Annotated in this window: 12 protein-coding genes; 4 read left to right on the top strand and 8 right to left on the bottom strand. The window is 63.1% G+C overall.

The genetic code is table 11. From position 1 onward, the window contains the following. Positions 1-125 precede the first annotated feature (125 nt). The gene (locus AB7878_RS01810; protein ID WP_369492715.1) at positions 126-1,532 is read left to right on the top strand and encodes a GDSL-type esterase/lipase family protein; all 1,407 of its coding nucleotides are present in this window, start codon (positions 126-128) and stop codon (positions 1,530-1,532) included. 7 nt (positions 1,533-1,539) lie between these two features. On the opposite strand, the gene AB7878_RS01805 is transcribed toward AB7878_RS01810, so the two are convergent. After that, positions 1,540-2,079 (bottom strand): cytochrome b, encoded by a 540-nt coding sequence (locus AB7878_RS01805; protein ID WP_369492714.1) that lies wholly within the window; start codon positions 2,077-2,079, stop codon positions 1,540-1,542. Further along, the gene (locus tag AB7878_RS01800; protein WP_369492713.1) at positions 2,076-3,170 is read right to left on the bottom strand and encodes a catalase family peroxidase; all 1,095 of its coding nucleotides are present in this window, start codon (positions 3,168-3,170) and stop codon (positions 2,076-2,078) included. The genes AB7878_RS01805 and AB7878_RS01800 overlap by 4 nt, the downstream gene beginning before the upstream one ends. A 203-nt stretch (positions 3,171-3,373) precedes the next feature. Here AB7878_RS01800 and hutU point away from each other — a divergent pair, with 203 nt between their 5' ends. After that, a complete protein-coding gene (gene hutU, locus AB7878_RS01795; protein WP_369492712.1) occupies positions 3,374-5,047 on the top strand; it encodes a urocanate hydratase in 1,674 nt (557 codons plus the stop codon). Between the two features lie 9 nt (positions 5,048-5,056). Here hutU and AB7878_RS01790 read toward each other — a convergent pair whose 3' ends face one another. The 5 genes from AB7878_RS01790 to AB7878_RS01770 form a co-directional block, all read right to left on the bottom strand. Next, entirely contained in the window at positions 5,057-5,338 is a 282-nt protein-coding gene (locus tag AB7878_RS01790) for a M48 metallopeptidase family protein (protein WP_369492711.1), read from the bottom strand. Positions 5,339-5,350: 12 nt separating this feature from the next. Next, positions 5,351-8,269 (bottom strand): type I restriction endonuclease subunit R, encoded by a 2,919-nt coding sequence (locus AB7878_RS01785; protein ID WP_369492710.1) that lies wholly within the window; start codon positions 8,267-8,269, stop codon positions 5,351-5,353. Between the two features lie 219 nt (positions 8,270-8,488). Then, complete coding sequence (locus AB7878_RS01780; protein WP_369492709.1) at positions 8,489-9,352, bottom strand: DUF3800 domain-containing protein; 864 nt, start codon at positions 9,350-9,352, stop codon at positions 8,489-8,491. A gap of 2 nt (positions 9,353-9,354) precedes the next feature. Then, on the bottom strand, positions 9,355-10,818 hold the full coding sequence (locus AB7878_RS01775) for a restriction endonuclease subunit S (protein ID WP_369492708.1): 1,464 nt from the start codon (positions 10,816-10,818) through the stop codon (positions 9,355-9,357). Then, positions 10,818-12,632, bottom strand: a complete 1,815-nt coding sequence (locus AB7878_RS01770) for an N-6 DNA methylase (protein ID WP_369492707.1) — start codon at positions 12,630-12,632, stop codon at positions 10,818-10,820. Before AB7878_RS01770 ends, AB7878_RS01775 begins: the two co-directional genes overlap by 1 nt. A 154-nt stretch (positions 12,633-12,786) precedes the next feature. Between AB7878_RS01770 and AB7878_RS01765 the strand changes: the two genes are divergently transcribed. Then, the gene (locus AB7878_RS01765) at positions 12,787-13,071 is read left to right on the top strand and encodes a DUF3892 domain-containing protein (RefSeq protein ID WP_369492706.1); all 285 of its coding nucleotides are present in this window, start codon (positions 12,787-12,789) and stop codon (positions 13,069-13,071) included. A gap of 155 nt (positions 13,072-13,226) precedes the next feature. Here AB7878_RS01765 and AB7878_RS01760 read toward each other — a convergent pair whose 3' ends face one another. Further along, positions 13,227-13,586 carry a helix-turn-helix domain-containing protein gene (locus AB7878_RS01760; RefSeq protein WP_369492705.1) on the bottom strand — a complete coding sequence of 120 codons (360 nt, stop codon included), beginning with the start codon at positions 13,584-13,586 and terminating at the stop codon, positions 13,227-13,229. A gap of 251 nt (positions 13,587-13,837) precedes the next feature. Here AB7878_RS01760 and AB7878_RS01755 point away from each other — a divergent pair, with 251 nt between their 5' ends. Further along, positions 13,838-14,527 carry an XAC0095 family protein gene (locus AB7878_RS01755; protein ID WP_369492704.1) on the top strand — a complete coding sequence of 230 codons (690 nt, stop codon included), beginning with the start codon at positions 13,838-13,840 and terminating at the stop codon, positions 14,525-14,527. Positions 14,528-14,567: the final 40 nt, after the last annotated feature.

Raw genomic sequence — 14,567 nt, 5'->3', positions numbered from 1 at the left:
ATGTGGCGGCGCGCCTCGCGCCAACCTGGCGGTGGGATCGCGGCTGGCCGGTCCGGCGCATTGACAGCCGGATGCGGATTGCCGAACGATCCGGACAGCACCCTTCCTTCCCCGAGCACACACGCATGACCCATGCATGCCGCAATGCCCGTTCGCTGCACATCGTCGCGCTGTCGGCGTTGCTGTCGGCATGCCTGCTGCTTCCGGCCTGCACGGTTCCCGTGAAGCCGGCGGCGCAGAAATGGGTCGCCACGTGGGGACAGGCAATGACGTCGCAGGTCGCGCGCGTCGCAGGGCGCGACGGCAAACCGGAACGGGATGCCTGGGGGCAGCCGGTCGAGCGGGCGCCCACGGTCGATCACCTGACCCTTCGCCAGAGCGTGAACGCCAGCGCCGGCGGCGAGCGCGTGCGCATCCGGCTGTCGAACTATTACGGGATCGCGCCGCTCACCGTGAGCGCGGCGCGCATCGCGCTCGGCGCCGGCCATGCCGATGACCTGTCCGCGATCGAGTCCGGCAGCGATCGGCCGCTGAGCTTCGACGGCGGCAAGCCTTCGATCACGATCGCGCCCGGCGGCGAGGCGGTCAGCGATCCGGTAGCCCTGCGCGTGCCGGCGCTGGCCAACGTGGTCGTCAGCCTGTACTTCGACGGGCCGGCGCAGCTCGCCGATTTCCATCCGATGGAACAGGCGCACACCACGTACGCGGTCGACGGCGACGCCACGCGACTGCCGTCGCTGGCGCAGCTGCCGGCCGCGCACGCGCTGCCACGCACGCGGGACGATCACATCTACGTGCTCGCCGGCATCGAGGTCGAGGCACCGGCCAGCACCCGCGGCATCGTCGCGTTCGGCGACTCGATCACCGATGGCGCCTTCGCCAGCGCGCCCGGCACAACGTGGCCTGGGGTGCTGGCGGGCCTTGCCCAGCGCCATGGCGATGCGGCGGCGGTGGTGAACGCCGGCATCAGCGCCGACGAACTGGCCACCGACCAGATCGGTGCGCCCGCCGCCGGTGCTTCCGGCCTGAAGCGTTTCCTGCGCGACGTGGTCGACCGCCCCGGCGTCACCGACGTGGTCGTGCTGTTCGGCGCGAACGACATCGATCGCGGCATCGATCCGGCCGGTTATCCGAACGGCGCCTCGGCCGGCGACCTCATCGCCGCGATGCGCATGCTGGCGGACGTCGCCCACCAGCATCATCTGCGCATCTACGCCGGCACCGTCACGCCGTTCGCCGGGGTTGCGGACTGGTACAGCCCGCAGCGGGAGGCCGTGCGGCTGCAGTTCAACGCATGGATACGCCGCTCGGGCACGTTCGACGGCGTGATCGATTTCTCCGGCGCCGTGGCGGGCGCGTACACGCCGCCGCCGCTGGCCGCGCAACAGTCCCCGCTGCCGGTCGGCATGGCGGCCGTCTGCGCGGGCGATGCGGGCCTGCACCCGAACGACCGCGGCTACGCCGTGATGGGCACGCTGGCCTACAACGTGCTGTTCCACGCGGCGCTGCAACCGCCGCAGGCCTGCCATTGAGGCCTCATCACCGCCTGCCGCCAACCATGCTCGCCAGCACCCCGTCGCGCCGGATCAGTCCGTGGTACAGCGCCGCGCCCAGGTGCGCGAGGAAGGTGAGGAGCAGCAGCAGCGCCAGCCATCCGTGCAGGTGGCGCAGGATCGCGAACGCGGTGGCGCTGGCCGGCAGGATCGCCGGCAGACGCAACGATGCGCCGAGCATCACCGGATAGCCGCCGGCCGAAAGCATCGCCCAGCCGACCAGCGGCATCGCGATCATCAGCGCGTACAGCAGCCAGTGCGAGGCGTGCGCGGCCAGCTTCTGCAGCATGGGGAGATCCGCCGGCAATGGCGGTGGCGGATGCCGCAGGCGCACGGCGAGGCGCACCACGGCCAGCAGCAGGATCGCGATGCCGAGCGGCTTGTGGATGCGCAGCAACCACTCGTGGCGTTCGGACACCGACGCCACCATGCCGACGCCGATGAACAGCATCGCAAGGATCATCGCCGCCATCAGCCAGTGCAGGATGCGGGCGGGCAGGGCAAACATGCCGGTCGGGTTGTTCATGGGCGGGCCTCCGCTTGCGGCTTCGTGTCGACGCGGGCGGTGCCCGGCAGATGCGCTTCCTCGCTGGTGCGGCGCAGGTAGGAGTCGGCGTAGGCGGCCGAGCGCGCGGGCAGCAGCGGATCGTCGGAAACCTCGATGCCGTTCGGCAGCACCGTCGGGTCATAGTTGATGTCACGGCAGGGGCCGCTGTCCTGCGGCTGCTCGCTTTCGACCACCAGCGTGCCGGCGTCGACGGTGGGGCGATCAGCCGGCCATGCCTTGGTCGCGTCATTCGTGGGGTCGCCCGGCCTGGCCAGCGTCACCAGCAGCTTCCAGTGCAGCGGGCCATGGGCAAGGCGCTGGCGCAGGTCGGCGGCCAGGTAGTCGGGATCGTTTGCCGGTGCGGCGGCGCCGTCCACGGACTCTGGCGCCATGCGCCAGCGCACCGCGTGTTGCGCGCCATCGGGGGCCGTGAACACGAACGCGTCGAGGCTCCAGTAGCCGTCGGTGGCGAAGCTGGCCGAGGGCTTCGCGGTTTTCGCCCAGGCGCGAAACGCCGCCGTTTCCGGGTGCGCGGCGAAGAACGCGGCGAGCTTCGCCGGGTCGGGCTTGCCGGTGGCCGGGTCGGGCTGCCCCGCCTGCAATTGCGCGAAGAACGCTTGCGGCGTCGCGACCGGGAACACCGGCATGCTGTTCATGCCGGTGCGCCATTGCTGGCCGTCCGCCAGCGCGAAGCGCAGCGCCATGCTGCGGATGGGCACGCTGCCGTCCGGCGCATACGGGTTGCTGCCGGGAATCGCGAAGCGGCCCACCACCGGCGTGCGCTGGCCCGGCGCGAACACCTGCGCCACCGAATACGACGCGGCCTCGCCGCTGCTCTGGAAGTAGCCGGCCACGCACACGCCCTTCGCGTGGTTGCGCCGGTAGCCGGGATGCACGCCGGCGTTCTGCTGGAACTGGTCGACGATGCGCTGCGGCGTCAGCCGCTGCGGCGAAAGCCAGCCGCCGACGTAGGCAAGCGCGAGCGCGCAAGCCGTGGGGACGGCGAGGATCAGCGCCCACGCGCCCGGATGACGGGCAGGCGGGGCAGTGGGTGCGTGTGGATCGGGCATGCGGGATTCCTTGCCGGGAACGGGGACGAGCGCGGCCGTTGCCGGCCCGCGCCACCAAGGCTTTCGCCGCACGTGCGTGCCCGGTTACATGCTCGCCGGGCCTCAATCTTCCGCAGGTTTTTCCGCCGTCATGCGGCAGCGCCACTTTCCACGCGGGGGTGCGCTCGCCACAATCGGGTTTTCACCGGTTCCGCGAGATCGCCATGAACGCTCCCACCCGCATCGACACGACCCGCACCATCCGCGCGCCGCGCGGCAGCACGCTCACCTGCAAGAGCTGGCTCACCGAGGCGCCGTTCCGCATGATCCAGAACAACCTCGATCCCGAGGTGGCGGAGAACCCGGCGGAGCTGGTGGTGTACGGCGGCATCGGCCGCGCCGCGCGCAACTGGGAATGCTTCGACGCGATCCTGCGCAGCCTGCGCGAGCTGGGCGACGACGAGACCCTGCTGGTGCAGTCCGGCAAGCCGGTGGGCGTGTTCCCCACGCACAAGGACGCGCCGCGCGTGCTGATCGCGAATTCCAACCTGGTGCCGCACTGGGCCACCTGGGAGCACTTCAACGAGCTCGATAAGAAGGGCCTGATGATGTACGGCCAGATGACGGCCGGCTCGTGGATCTACATCGGCTCGCAAGGCATCGTGCAGGGCACTTACGAGACATTCGTGGAGATGGGCCGGCAGAGCTATGGCGGCAGTCTGAAGGGCAAGTGGATACTCACTGCAGGCCTCGGCGGCATGGGTGGTGCGCAGCCGCTGGCGGCCACACTGGCCGGCGCATGCAGCCTCAACATCGAGTGCCAGCAGAAGAGCATCGACTTCCGCCTCAAGACCCGCTACGTGGACGAGCAGGCGACCGATCTCGGCGACGCGCTGGCGCGCATCGCGAAGTACACCGCCGCCGGCGAGGCGAAATCGATCGCGCTGCTCGGCAATGCCGCCGACGTGCTGCCGGAGCTGGTGAAGCGCGGCGTGAAGCCCGACGCCGTCACCGACCAGACCAGCGCGCACGACCCGGTCAACGGCTACCTGCCCAGCGGCTGGACCGTGGAGCAGTGGTTCGAGCGCCGCAAGAGCGATCCCGTCGGCACCTCCCGCGCCGCCAAGCTGTCGATGAAGACTCACGTGGAAGCGATGCTTGCGTTCCACGCGCAAGGCATCCCCACCTTCGACTACGGCAACAACATCCGCCAGATGGCCCAGGACGTCGGCTGCGAAAACGCGTTCGCGTTCCCTGGTTTCGTTCCCGCCTACGTGCGACCGCTGTTCTGTCGCGGCATCGGCCCGTTCCGCTGGGTCGCGCTGTCCGGCGATCCGGAAGACATCTACAAGACCGACCAGAAGGTGAAGGAGCTGATCCCCGACGACGAGCACCTGCATCGCTGGCTGGACATGGCGAAGGAGCGCATCAACTTCCAGGGCCTGCCCGCGCGCATCTGCTGGGTTGGCCTGGGCCAGCGCCACAAGCTCGGCCTCGCGTTCAACGAGATGGTGCGCAACGGCGAGCTGAAGGCGCCGGTGGTGATCGGCCGCGATCACCTGGATTCCGGTTCGGTGGCGTCACCGAATCGGGAGACGGAGGCGATGAAGGATGGCAGCGATGCGGTGTCCGACTGGCCGTTGCTCAATGCGATGTTGAATGTGGCCGGTGGGGCGACGTGGGTGTCGCTGCATCATGGCGGTGGGGTGGGGATGGGCTACAGCCAGCACTCCGGCGTGGTGATCGTGTGCGACGGCTCAGCCGAGGCGGACAAGCGCATTGCGCGGGTGTTGTGGAACGATCCGGGTACCGGCGTGATGCGGCATGCGGATGCGGGGTATGAGGATGCGGTTGAGTGTGCGAAAGAGCAGGGGCTGAAGTTGCCGATGATCGGTTGATGCTGTTGGCTACACCTGCCCGATCCATGGATTATCGGGCAGATGTGCTTTAAGCGTTGCGGCGAAAAGCCTTCCATGATTGCGGATGCGCAGGTGCAGCAGCTCATGGACAATCACGCAATCCTGAAACGCTATGGGTTTGCAGAGCAGTTCGTCACTGAATGTGACACGACCTGCCGGTGAGCAGGATGCCCACTTGCGAGTCATGCGTTGAATTCGGACTTGGGTGGGCCTCACTTTTAGAGTGATGGCCCATTGCGCAATGCGCTGGCGCAATTTGTCGGTATGCATGGCAGCGTAGTCTCAGTTCCGCAGCATGCGCAGCACGGCATCGCCAAGGCGCACCATCTGTGCGCCGTCGGTGCCGCGGGTCACCAGGCTGCGGTAGATCTCGGACTTGAGCTGCCGCCGCTCGTCATCGTTGTCGCGATGATTCGGGTATTTGGCCACTGCCGCCATGATCTCGCGGGCCACAGGCAGCGCATCCTTGATGCCATCACCCTGCAGATGCCAGTAGACCGCGAATGTGGTGGGGTCAAGATCAAGCTTTTCACGTTCGGCATCGGCCTGTTCTCGCTCGTCGACCAGCAGCGACAGTTGCTCGATGGCCTGCTGCGTGTGGATCGTGCGTTGTTCAAGCGCGTCGAGAATGGCCGCCGCACGCTGGGCAATGTCGAGCAGCACGGGTTGCTGTTCCGCGTTCTCTTCGGCCTCGGTTTCGATCGCACGCACCAGATTGATCACGGTGGCATTGTCGTCACCTTCGGTACGCAGCGCCTGCAGGGTCTTCAGGTCAAACTCGATCACCTTGCCCGTGGTGATCACCCCGCCGCTGCTGGCCATGTCGCGCACCATCTGTTCGGTCTTGCGCGCCACATCCTCGTAGAAACGGGTAGGGCTGGAGTAGGCATTGCGAACCATCAGGTAAAGATCGACCAGCTGTTGGAACGTTTCAATGTGTTCGCGCAGCTCCGGTGAAGGTGAAAGAATCTCGTACAGGCTTTCGATCTGACGGTAGCTGTCGTTGAATTCCTGACGTACCTCCGGCGCGAGGAATACGTCGTACAGAAGGGTTTCGAGCTGCTTGTCTTTGCCGCCTTCAAGCGGCGCCAGATAGCGCGCTTGTGCCTCCGCCAGCAGTCGGCGGAACTCCGCCAGCAGTAGGTCCAAATCCTCGATCACGCCGGATACGTCCTGTGAATCGAATGCCAATGCCTTGTTCAGGTCGCGCAGCATGCCGATGAAGTCGATGATCAGGCCGCTGGGTTTCTGCCGACCATCCGCATCCTCGTAGGGGCGGTTGACACGTGAAATGGCCTGCAGCAACACATGGTCACGCATGGGCTTGTCCAGATACATCGCATACAAAATCGATGCGTCGTAGCCCGTCAACAACTTGTCGGTGACGATAAGGATCTTCGGTTGCTGATCCGGCTTGCGGAATAGCTTGCGCACACGTTTCTCTTGTGCCGGATCAATCTGATGCGTGGCGACCAGCGGATAGTCGATCGCATCGGCTGCGCTCTGCGTGTACACAGGTACCGAGTAATCGGCTGGCAGGTATTTGTCCAGCGCCTGCTTGTACAGCGCGCAAGCCTCGCGATCCACGCCGACCAGGAATGCCTTGTAGCCCAGCGGTTCCACGTTCTCGCGGAAGTGTTGCGCCACAAAGCGGGCTACGGCATCCACACGATCGTCCGATTTCAGGAACGCACGCAGGTTCACGGCACGATCGAGAATGCGGTTCAGGTCGTCGATGTCGCTGATGCCCTCGCTCTCGGCCAGCGCATAGAACTCCTTTTCCAGCTTCTCGACCGGCAGCAGCACTTTGGCCGGCGCCAGCGTATGGCGTAGTCGCACGGTTGTTCCATCGGCGATGGATTCGGCAATCGAATACTTGTCGAGGTAGCCGGATTCGTCCTCATGGCCGAACGTCTTGAACGTGCCCTTGCCGTAGGCGGTCTTGTCCACCGGCGTGCCGGTGAAGCCGATCAGGGTGGCGTTCGGCAGGGCGCCCATCAGGTAATTGCCCAGGTCGCCGCCGGTGGAGCGGTGCGCCTCGTCGATCAATACATACACGTTGCTTCGCGTGGACAGGTTCGCATCCAGCTTGTCGAACTTGTGGATCATGGTGACGATCAGGCCGCTGAACTCCTGCTTCAGCAGCGACTTGAGCCGTTTCTTGCTGCTGGCGATTTCCACTGCAACGCCGCTGCCCTGGAAGTCGCCAAGCAGCGCTTCTACCCAACCCGAAAGCTGGCCTTCCAGTTCGTTGCGGTCCACCACCAGCAGCACGGTGGCACCGGCGAATCGCTGCGGGTTCTCCAGCATCAGCCGCGCCGCAGTCACCATGGTGAAGGTCTTGCCCGAGCCCTGCGTATGCCAGACAAGGCCGCTGCGTTTGGACGGGTCGGCGCAGCGCTCGGCCACCTTGATCGCCGCGCGGGTCTGGTGCTGGCGCAGGATGGTCTTGCGCAATTCGTCGTCCTGCTCGAAGAACAGTATCCAGTCACGCAGCATGCGCAGGAAGCGGGTGTGGTCGAAGAAATGCTTCACCCGATCCTCGTAGCTGCCGGCCTTCTCCTCCTTCCAGTTGAAGACGTGCTTGCGCTGGGTGTTCCAGGTGACGCCGTAGAAGTATTCGATCAGGTGGGTGATGTTGAACACCTGTGGCGCGGTGAGCATCTCCGGTGTTTCCAGCTCGTAACGGCGCAACTGCACCAGTGCCTTGCTCATCGCGTCCTTCGACTTGGGGTTCTTGTTCTCGACGATCGCCACCGGAACGCCATTGATCACGAACACCACGTCGGCACGGTTGCCCTTGCGCACACCGTTGCGGTAAGCCCACTCCCAGCTCACCTGAAAGATGTTGTTGCCGGGTTGGTTGTCGAAGTCCGCCAGCCGGACGTTGCGATGGCGCTTCTCGCTGTCCACATAGATCGTGTGCTTGCCGCGCAGCCACTCCAGCACCTCGCGGTTGCCGGCGATGGTGTTGGGCAGGCTTTCCAGCCGCTGCACGATGCCGGGCACATCGACCGGGGTCACTACACCCGGGTTCAGACGCAGCAGCGCCGCTTCCAGCTCGTCGTAGAAGAACAGGCCACCCTCGCCTCTGCGCTTGCGCATGGCCTCGCTGTCGCTCACGCGCTCCCAGCCGGCAGCAGCAGCGTAGTCGACCAGTGGGAACTGTACAGTGGTGGCTTCGGTGGCGAGCTTGGTCATGATTCTAGATGACTCGTGCACTATAAATTTTCATATAAAACAATTGCTTATGTAATTTTGTGCTGGAGTTGCAGGTGCAGATCTAGGGTAAGCTTGATGACATTTCTGAATAGCAGAGCTATTGAATTTGAAGGAACATGTCGTCATCATTCGCGCAGTCGGGTGCTGCTTGCAGCTCGATATGGTTCGCCCAGCCTGACTTCAGTTTCACAGCCCGGCCTACGTGCCGGGCTGTTTTTGTTTGTACGTCTGCCAACCATCCTGCGCGAACGCGACAAGCGGCGATGTTTCTGGCCAGACTTTCAGCCCATCCAATTTGCCTTGCGCCGTTCGGCTTGACCGGTAGAAGTGTGGCAACTGGTCGGCAAAGAAGGGGTAGCCGAAGTCCTGGTCGTGAAACGCGCGATAGACGTTGTAACCACACAGATCAGCTAGCTGCACTCCGTTCGATAGTTTGCTGTCAGTGAAGAATGGATATTCCACGATGTGGTTGAAGCGGAGGTTGCTGTTGCCCTCGCGCTGAAACCAAGCGTGTTTCATCGTCAATGCACGATTGATTGTCTTGTCGGTGTCGTCCATAACGATCACTCCTTGGTGCTTGGGGTGGTATTCGGCGAGATATTGTTCGATACGCTCAAGCAACAGTTCGTAAGTCTTCTTGTGCAGCTTCAAATGATCCATGTGGTCGTGAAGTTCGCGCTTGTCCACCACGACGGAAAAAATGTGCATGCGTTGAGCGGCAAGCTGTCGATAGTAGGTTCTGGCCATATGCGTGCGCTCAGCATCCACAAGCTCACTAAGGAACCGGCTCTGGCTCTCGCGTTGCTTCTGGTTGCGCAACCAGACAGATTTCACTTCGCAGTCCGCGAGTTCGAGTTTGAGGTTCTGATCACGGTGTAACCGCCGTATGAGGCCAAGCTTTTCGCCGGCAATGGCATGTTCGAAAGCTGACCAGCGTCGCTCAAACAGCGCAACGGCAGTCAGGACGTACAAGTGATCCTTGGTCACGCTCGAGCCATCTGCCTTGATCTTCCGAGTTTCTGGATCACGGCTGCCTGATTCATCGATATAGAAGAAATACATACTTAGACGTCCCCGTCGGCGGTCCTTGACTTGGCGCTTCCGACCTTTTTGCTGACGTCAGCAATTTGGTTTCGACGCATTGCCGGATTCTTGGCGTCGATCATTTTATTGGCGTCAACAAATTGATCGCCTGTTGTGGTTGCCGACTTCAGGACCATCTTCCCGGCGTCAGGAAAATGGTTGGATACTTCCGAGGTGTCGATGTCCAGGTCGGCCACGCGGATCTGCGCGGTCATCAGCCGGTGCAGAGTAGTCTGGAACAGGTCGTTGAGGGCGGCGCGCTTTTTCTGGTGAAGGGCGAGCTTGCGGTCGATGGTGGCGAGGGCGGCAGCGATGTCGCGCTGTTCGTTTGTTGGGGGAAGCGGCAGACGATAGTCGCGCAGGAACGCACAGGTCAGTGCGGCTTTGGTACTTCCGCCGGCGCGACCAACGCTTTGAAGTTCCTCGTATCGGCTGCGCATGAATTGATAGACATAGCCGGGAACTGCGCCATCATGATCGAAGCGGACATAGGCCATGTGCTGGCTGATCGTCGTATCGAACTCGACCAGCGCGGAATTGCCGAGAGTTTTTCCTTGCCCTGTGATGGCGACCAACAGGCTGCCAGCAGGAACGATGGGTAGATGGCATTCCTTGACGGCCGCGTCGCTGACAAATTGATCTGCAGAACGGATGATGCCGTCATGCACCTTCGCGCTGGTCAGCCAGGGAGTGGTCGGACTGCGCCAGTATTCCGGCGTCGTCTTCTTTGGCGTCGAGCCGTTGCCGATGCGCCCAAAGTCGCCCAAGGCGACAACCTTCCAGCTTTCCGGCATCGGGCCGATTGCGGTGTCCTTGAGCGGTTCGCCACGCAGGCCGTGGGTGAAGAGGTGCTGCATGGTCGATTGCTTGAGGTTGCGGGTGGCGGCGATCAGGCGATCCTGGGTGGCGATGGCGCGTTGTATCTTCCACAGTACGGCGGCGATTTTTTGCTGTTCGAGTTTGGGCGGGACGGGGACCTCCAACTCGCGCACCGCTCCTTCAGGAACGCGCTTGCGCCCCGTCGATCCCTCCATCTTTGATGTCAGCGAATCGCGTACTTCGTGATGCAGCAGCAAATAGAACAGATACGGATTGATCGCCTTGTCCGTGCAAGCCTGTAGCGGGATGAGTTCCGTCGAGCCATAGCCAAATGTGCCCGGCAATCCATTTGCAAGTCCTTGCTTGCCGTTCTCGAACGACGGCGTGATTTTCGATAACAGGATGTCGCCCATCTCAAAATAGGTGCCACTGGCTATGGCATCGGGTGTACGGAGTTCAAACCCGCACGTCATTTGCCCACCTGCAGGTACCTTTTCCATGGCGACGAAAGGCAGCAGGACTGCTGGGGTAGGTGTGATCGTGCGTGGCTTTTTGGTTATGCGGTAGTTCGCGGCGATCGGCTCGCGCTTCCAGCCAACAGGTAGTGGGCAATCGAAGATAGTCATTAGCCGAAAACCTTCATGATCTTGGCGAGCTCTGTATCGAGCCTGGCCTCATCTTTCTTCAGTGTCGCCAGTTCGGCCACGATCTCGGGAATCCCGCGCATCACCTTCGCGTCGCCGTTGGCCAGGTAGCGCGAGGGCGACAGGTTGTAGTCCTCCGCTTTGGCTTTTGCCTTGTCGATCACCGAGACCAGCCCATCCAACGGTTCGCCCTTGAGATAAGCGGCAGCGATGCGACCGATGGCGTCGTCGGTGAGATGATTCTTCGGGTTGCCTTTGCGGAACTCGCGGCTGGCGTTGACCAGCACGATCTTGCCCTTGCGATCCTTCGGCTTGTTCCGGCGCAACACCACGATGATGCCGGCGGCGGTGGTGTTGTAGAACAGGTTGTCGGGCAGCAGGATCACGCCGTCGATCAGGTCGTGCTCGACGAACCAGCGGCGGATGTTGCGTTCCTTGTCCTCGTTCTTGCTGCCGCTGCCGCGGGTGACCGCGCCGGTGTCCAGCACCACGGCGGCGCGGCCGTTGTTGCCGAGACTGGCCACCGTGTGCTGCAGCCAGGCCCAGTCGGCCTTGCCGGTGGTGACGCCGCCGGTTTCCTCGAAGCGGCCGAACGGGTCGTTTTCGTAGATGGCCGGATCGAAGCTCTGGTTCCACATCGGATTGGCGATGATCAGGTCGAAGCGCTTCAGTGCGTTGCCGTCGCGGTATTTGGGATTGCGCATGGAGTCGCCGCGCAGCACTTCGCCTTGCATGTCGTGGATGATGCGGTTCATGCAGGCGATGGCGTAGCTGGAGCCGGTGAGCTCCTGGCCGTAGAGCTTGAGCGGGATCTTGCTGAGCGGGTCGAGCCGGCGACAGACCAGTTGCAGCTTGATCAGCAGGCCGAAGCTGCCGCAGGCGTAGTCGTAGGCCTGTTCGCCGGAGCGCGGGCGCAGGATCTCGGCCATCAGGAAGCCGACCTCGCGCGGAGTGAAGAACTCGCCAGCGCTCTGGCCCTGGCCTTCGGCGAACTTGCGCAGCAGGTATTCGTAGCAGCGCCCGAGGAAATCCGGTTCCACGTCGTGCAAGCCGAGGCGGTAGCGCGGGTCGCTGAAGGTTTCGACGACGCCCTTGAGCGCCTTGTCGGAAATCTCGCGCTCGCCGTTGCGCGACTCGTTGAAATCCACCGTGTCGATCACACCGGCCAGGTCGGGGTTGGCCTTGACCAGCAGGCGCACGGTGGTGGTGAGCTGTTCGCCCAGCGTTTTCGGTGCCTGCTTCGATGGCCATGCGAACGTCTCGCGGCCGCTGATGATCGGCCAGCGGGTTTCCGGTGGCAGGTAGAAGCGCACCAGGCTGGGGTCGGCATCCAGCACCTTGAGCGCGGTGTCGCGCTCGCCGTAGGTTTCGGCGAGACGCTGCACTTCGTCGTCGAACACGTCGGACAGACGCTTGATGAACAGCAGCGGCAACAGGTAGTCCTTGAACTTCGGCGCGTCCTTCTCGCCCCGGATCTGACACGCCGCGTCCCACAGCATCTGTTCCATCGGCTTGGTGCCCAGCACCTGGCTGTGCGCCACGCCGCGGCGGCGGCGGCCTGGTTTGACTTCGCTGGGTGGTGCTGGGGTGTCGTCGATGGAGTCTGGCACCAAGCCGGCTTCTTCCATCAATTCCAGGATGGCGTCCTGTTGTGCTTTCTGTGGCTTGGATTTGCCAAGCTCCCAGCGGTTGATGGTGGCGTAGGCCACGTTGAGGCGTGCGGCGAGCTGCTCCTGGCTCAGGTTGAGCTGGGCGCGGAGCAGGGCGATGAGCTTGGCGGCTTGATCATGATTCATGGCATAAATGCTATAGCATTTATAAAGCTAGTCAAGCCATTGTTATGGTGCTGATCATGCCAATCCATTGTCGCAATCTATGCGACTGGTTTGTCGCAAGTTGCTTCAGCCTCGCCAATGGTGGCCAGGCATGGCAACGGCAGGAGCAGGGAATATGAGCAATGAGGTCAAATGCATCAACAAGAGCGACCGCTACGACCCGCATGAGCGGATCCTTCGCATCGGCGGTGTCAATCCGGACGGTGGACGCTGGAGCCTTGGCCAAGCCGAGGCCATTGCGGGCATCGAAAGTGGCAAGTGGTCGTTTCACGTGCATCGCGGCGGCAACACGGTACGTGTCATCGTCGCGATCAGCCGATACGGCAACAAGTATCTGAAAACGGAAGCTGATGGCGAGCAGCCCGACAATCTGCTCAGCTTGCCGGAGTGCCCTCGTTGAAGCGTGATCGGTAAGACACGAATGGAGCGTCTGGATGGCGTTCCGTTCGCACGATGTTTCGTCACGCCGGTAGGTCATCGACGGCGATGATGGGATGGTCGGTCGATAACGGGATGGAGGCAATTAAGTCGCGACAATCGTCTCCGTCCTCTTGTTTAGGAGAGGAACTTCACCAGCAGTTGCCGCTTCGTCTCGGGCAGCTTGTGGAACGCGTCGAGCAGGCGGCTCTCGCTGTCGGTCAGCCGCCGATAGACGGCCTTGGTTTCTCCCACGCCCAGCGGCATAGGCCCCCGTCCGGTGGCAAGCCATTCGAGGCTGATGTCGAAATCCTTGGCCAGTTCGATGATGCGGGGAAGCTCAGGCAGGGCGAGGCCCGTGAGCCATTTGCGGGCTGTTTCCCGCGACACGGCATAGCGATCCGCCAGGGTGCCCGTTCTCCCTCGTCCCTGTACGAAACCGGTCCGGTCCAGCGCCTTTCGCAGGCGATCCGCGAAGTCCTCGTAGGGTGCGGCCATCCAAATTCCTGTTGTCGCATCGTCCCCCGATGCTTGCGCATGGCGACGTATAGCAGGTGCGTTCCATTGTTGCGCGCATGCGTTTGCTGGGAGGCAATTTTTGATTGTTGACAATGCCACTTTTTGATTGCATTGTGGCTGCCATGCGAGGTACGGAAACAGGAGTCAGGGTGCTCTTCCCCGAGGAAGGGTTGCAGAAGCCGACGCTGATTTCTTCAGGTCGGCACTACTCATGGAACCAGGAGGCGACCATGTCGACGTTCGATGCGGATGATCTGGAAACGACGGGCTATTTCCTGCCGGAGGACAGCCAGCTACGGCTGAAGCAGCTGCGTGAATACGTGGGGTTCCTGACCAACCTGGCCCGGCCCCGGCAGCCGGACGAGGATAGGGAGTGCTACAACGAGATTCGTCCGGGCGAGGTGGCGATCTGCCTTGAGTTGCTGGAAGAGCAGATAGGGCAGGTGCTGGGGGAACTCTCCTGGCCGGCAGAACGTGGCGAAAGGGCGGCAGCACCTGAGACGACCGCGGATACTGGGGTAGAAGCGGAAACTGCGGACACGGATGCCGTGGCACCAGACGTCGCAGAGCCGGCGACAGATGAGGCGCCCAGGCGCTACGTCGCTGGCGTCACCCTTAGTCAGATCGACGAGATGAACCTGCTGCTCGGCAGCCTCCACGCCCTTGGCAATGTGGTGGCCTGCAGCGATCACGCCGAGCTTTCGGACGCCACGCTGACGGTGATGGGTGATGCCATCTACCGTGATGTGGACGCGTTGCGAGACATCCTCCGCGACATCGATGGCCCGCAGCGGCTGGAGCCGCCGCTCGTCGTGCGGCCCGGCGTACGCGAGGAGGAGGTCACCTACTTCGCGCTTCCGGCACCTATGGCCATGGGCGCCGGATCGCCCATCCTTCAGCCGCATCCCACCTACCAGTAGCCGGGCGTCACCCGCGCCAGCGAGCCCGTCGCGCTCGCTG

Source organism: Rhodanobacter humi (assembly GCF_041107455.1).
Taxonomy (GTDB): Bacteria; Pseudomonadota; Gammaproteobacteria; order Xanthomonadales; family Rhodanobacteraceae; genus Rhodanobacter_A.
Note: the sequence above shows the minus strand (reverse complement) of the source record. Positions and strands in the feature narration are given on the sequence as shown.